This window comes from Microbacterium sp. Bi128, from assembly GCF_918698205.1.
Window position 1 is genome coordinate 1 of sequence record NZ_CAKKMM010000410.1, and the last position, 3,902, is coordinate 3,902.

4 protein-coding genes are annotated in these 3,902 nt (G+C 64.4%); all 4 read right to left on the bottom strand.

All coding sequences use genetic code 11. The features are described from left to right. Positions 1-4 precede the first annotated feature (4 nt). Entirely contained in the window at positions 5-787 is a 783-nt protein-coding gene (locus LQV45_RS20005) for a succinate dehydrogenase iron-sulfur subunit (protein ID WP_026537821.1), read from the bottom strand. A 1-nt stretch (position 788) separates the two neighbouring features. Next, a complete protein-coding gene (gene sdhA, locus LQV45_RS20010) occupies positions 789-2,588 on the bottom strand; it encodes a succinate dehydrogenase flavoprotein subunit (protein ID WP_230008513.1) in 1,800 nt (599 codons plus the stop codon). A 191-nt stretch (positions 2,589-2,779) separates the two neighbouring features. Beyond that, on the bottom strand, positions 2,780-3,259 hold the full coding sequence (locus LQV45_RS20015) for a succinate dehydrogenase hydrophobic membrane anchor subunit (RefSeq protein ID WP_230008514.1): 480 nt from the start codon (positions 3,257-3,259) through the stop codon (positions 2,780-2,782). 3 nt (positions 3,260-3,262) lie between these two features. Continuing rightward, positions 3,263-3,643 carry a succinate dehydrogenase, cytochrome b556 subunit gene (sdhC, locus tag LQV45_RS20020; protein WP_079553238.1) on the bottom strand — a complete coding sequence of 127 codons (381 nt, stop codon included), beginning with the start codon at positions 3,641-3,643 and terminating at the stop codon, positions 3,263-3,265. Between the last annotated feature and the right edge of the window lie 259 nt (positions 3,644-3,902).

Genomic DNA, 3,902 nt, shown 5'->3' on the forward strand with positions numbered 1-3,902 from the left:
GTCCTCAGACCTTGCGGGACAGGATGGCCTGCTTGACCTCAGCGATTGCCTGCGTGACCTGGATGCCGCGGGGGCATGCTTCGGTGCAGTTGAAGGTGGTGCGGCAGCGCCACACGCCTTCCTTGTCGTTGAGGATCTCCAGGCGCATGTCGCCGGCGTCATCACGGGAATCGAAGATGAAGCGGTGCGCGTTGACGATCGCCGCCGGGCCGAAGTACTGCCCGTCGGTCCAGAAAACCGGGCAGGACGAGGTGCACGCGGCGCACAGGATGCACTTGGTGGTGTCATCGAACCGTTCGCGGTCCTCGGCCGACTGCAGGCGTTCCTTGGTGGGCTCGTGGCCACGGTTGATCAGGAACGGCATGACTTCGCGGAAGGACTGGAAGAACGGCTCCATGTCCACGATCAGGTCCTTCTCCACCGGCAGGCCCTTGATGGGCTCGACCGTGATGGGCTTGGACGTGTCCAGGTCCTTCAGCAGGGTCTTGCAGGCCAGGCGGTTGCGGCCGTTGATGCGCATGGCATCGGAGCCGCAGACGCCGTGGGCGCAGGACCGGCGGAAGGAGACGCTGCCGTCCATCTCCCACTTGATCTTGTGCAGGGCGTCCAGGACACGGTCGGTGCCGTACATGGTGACCTTGAAGTCATCCCACGTGGCGTCCTCGGAGACCTCGGGGTTGTAGCGGCGCACGCGCAGGGTGACGTCGAAGGACGGGATTTCCCCGCCCCCGCCGACGCCGGCGGGCAGTTCGATCTTGGATGCTGGCTCAGCGAGTTCAGCGCTCATCTTAGTACTTCCTCACCATCGGCTCGTAGCGCGTAAAGACCACCGGTTTGGTGGCAAGCCGGATGCCGGCAATCGCCTCGGCGGAACCGTCCGCCGGGGCGTGGTCATCCTTGTACGCCATGGAGTGCTTCATGAATTTTTCGTCGTCGCGCTCGGGGAAGTCCTCGCGGAAGTGGCCGCCGCGGGATTCCTCGCGGTGCAGGGCCGCCACGGTCATGACCTTGGCGAGCTCGAGCAGGAAGCCCAGCTCCACGGCCTCGAGCAGGTCCAGGTTGAAGCGCTTGCCCTTGTCCTGGACGCTGATGCGCTGGTACCGCTCCTCGAAGGAGGCAATGTCTTTCAGGACCTGGTTCAGCGTGTCGGCGGTGCGGAACACCTGCATGTTGGCGTCCATGGTGTCCTGCAGTTCCTTGCGGATCGCAGCGACCTTCTCGGTGCCGTCAGAGGTGCGGACGTGCTCCAGCAGGTTCAGCGTGTAGGCCTCCGGGTCAACGGGGAGCTCCACGAAGTCGGCGGTTTTGGCATACTCGGCGGCGGCGATACCGGCGCGCTTGCCGAACACGTTGATGTCCAGCAGCGAGTTGGTGCCCAGACGGTTGGAGCCGTGGCCGGAGACGCAGGCGACCTCGCCGGCGGCGTAGAGGCCCGGGACCACCGTGTCGTTGTCCTGGAGGACCTCGGCGCTGATGTTCGTGGGGATGCCGCCCATGGCGTAGTGGGCCGTTGGGAACACCGGAACCGGCTCCGTGTACGGCTCCACACCCAGGTAGGTGCGGGCGAACTCGGTGATGTCCGGCAGCTTGGCATCGATGTGTGCAGGCTCAAGGTGCGTCAGGTCCAGGAGGACGTAGTCCTTGTTCGGGCCGCAGCCTCGTCCCTCACGGACTTCGTTGGCCATGGAGCGGGCCACGATGTCGCGCGGGGCGAGGTCCTTGATGGTGGGCGCGTAGCGCTCCATGAAGCGTTCACCCTCGGAGTTGCGCAGGATCGCGCCTTCGCCGCGGGCGGCCTCGGAGAGCAGGATGCCCAGGCCGGCCAGACCTGTCGGGTGGAACTGGAAGAATTCCATGTCCTCCAGGGGGATGCCCCGGCGGAACGCGATGCCCATGCCGTCACCGGTCAGGGTGTGGGCGTTGGAGGTGGTCTTGAAGACCTTGCCGGCGCCGCCGGAGGCGAACACCACGGACTTGGCCTGGAAGACGTGCAGCTCGCCGGAGGCGAGGTCGTAGGACACGACGCCGGCCACGCGCTTCTGCTTGTACGGCGTGCCGTCCTCGCGGACAGCGTCCTCTTCGACGGTCAGCAGGTCCAGGACGTAGTACTCGTTGTAGAACTCGACGTTGTGCTTGACGCAGTTCTGGTACAGGGTCTGCAGGATCATGTGGCCGGTGCGGTCGGCGGCGTAGCAGGCGCGGCGGACCGGTGCCTTGCCGTGATCGCGGGTGTGGCCACCGAAGCGGCGCTGGTCAATGCGGCCCTCGGGCGTGCGGTTGAACGGCAGGCCCATCTTTTCCAGGTCCAGGACGGCGTCGATCGCTTCCTTCGCCATGACCTCGGCGGCGTCCTGGTCAACCAGGTAGTCGCCGCCCTTGATGGTGTCGAAGGTGTGCCACTCCCAGTTGTCTTCCTCGACGTTGGCCAGGGCTGCACACATGCCGCCCTGCGCCGCGCCGGTGTGGGACCGCGTGGGGTAGAGCTTGGTCAGTACTGCTGTTCGGGCGCGCTGACCTGATTCGATCGCCGCGCGCATCCCGGCGCCACCGGCACCGACGATCACGACGTCGTACTTATGGACCTGCATACCAGACGCTCTTTCTCTCAAAATTCGCTATAAACCACCGGCAGGCCGCGCCTGCCCGGTGAAGTCTCGTGCAATCTGCGCCTGCGTTCGGCAGGCAAGATCAGTTGCCGTGACGGACCGCGGATTCCTGCCCGGACGGGCTGCTGTCCGCGGCGGTTCCGCCGCTACGGCTGAGTCGTATCGGCTGCGCCCTAAGGCGCGGGGCAGAAACCGCCGGGAAGCTGGACGCCGTTGGCCACGGGGCACGGATTGAACGTGAAGATGACCAGGGTGCCCAGGATGATGATGACCGTGGTGGCCGCGTAGAGCACAATCTTCAGCCAAAGGCGCGTTGCGTCCTTCTCTGCGTAGTCATTGATGATCGTGCGGACGCCGTTGGTGCCGTGCAGCATGGCGAGCCACAGCATGGCCAGGTCCCAGAACTGCCAGAACGGGTCGGCCCACTTGCCGGCCACAAAGCCGAAGTCGATCGCGTGGATGCCCTCGCCGACCAGCAGGTTCACCGTCAGGTGGCCGAAGATCAGCACCACCAGCACGACGCCGGAGAGGCGCATGAAGAGCCAGGCGAGCATCTCGAAGTTGCCCTTGGAACCGCCAGTGCGGCGGTACTTGGGCTGGATCTTTCCGCTACCGGGTTTTCCACTGCGTGGACTCTGAATGGTTGCAGTCATGGCTTAGTGACCTCCAAGGGCGAGGGACAGGTGGCGGATGGAGAAGCCGACCATGACGACGACCCAGAGGCCCAGGACCGTCCAGAGCATCTGACGCTGGTACTTGGCACCCTTCTTCCAGAAGTCGACGGCGATGATCCGCAGGCCGTTGAAGGCGTGGAACACGATCGCCGCGACAAGGCCCGTTTCACCCAGGGCCATGAGGGGGTTCTTGTAGGCACCAATCACTGCGGTGTAGGCCTCGGGGGACACACGCACCAATGAGGTGTCCAGCACGTGGACCAACAAGAAGAAGAAAATCACTACACCGGTAATGCGGTGTCCAACCCAGGACCACATGCCTTCACGGCCGCGGTACAAGGTGCCAGCTGGTTTTGTCGGCACTGAATAAACCTCCCTGCAACACAGCGGCGCTGGCATGGGATCCACGCGGGGGGAACGCCTGCTGCGAGAGCACTCGTAAGCTCAAGCCTAAATCTAGGCTTCGCTCACAGCTTATTCAATTTGGGAACTCCTTGTTGACAGGCCCCGGCGCGGTTTTGCCTTTGTTTTGAGACGAACGCCACATTTGACCGTGGTCGCAGGCGCCGGAAGGGCCTGATCCCGGCCCAATTCGGACCGAATTGGCCGCCGTCGGCTAAAG

What these genes read in the sequence shown, in the direction of transcription:
- LQV45_RS20005 (WP_026537821.1), bottom strand. Translation starts at nt 787, where the DNA reads ATGAGCGCTGAACTCGCTGAGCCAGCATCCAAGATCGAACTGCCCGCC.
- sdhA (WP_230008513.1), bottom strand. Translation starts at nt 2,588, where the DNA reads ATGCAGGTCCATAAGTACGACGTCGTGATCGTCGGTGCCGGTGGCGCC.
- LQV45_RS20015 (WP_230008514.1), bottom strand. Translation starts at nt 3,259, where the DNA reads ATGACTGCAACCATTCAGAGTCCACGCAGTGGAAAACCCGGTAGCGGA.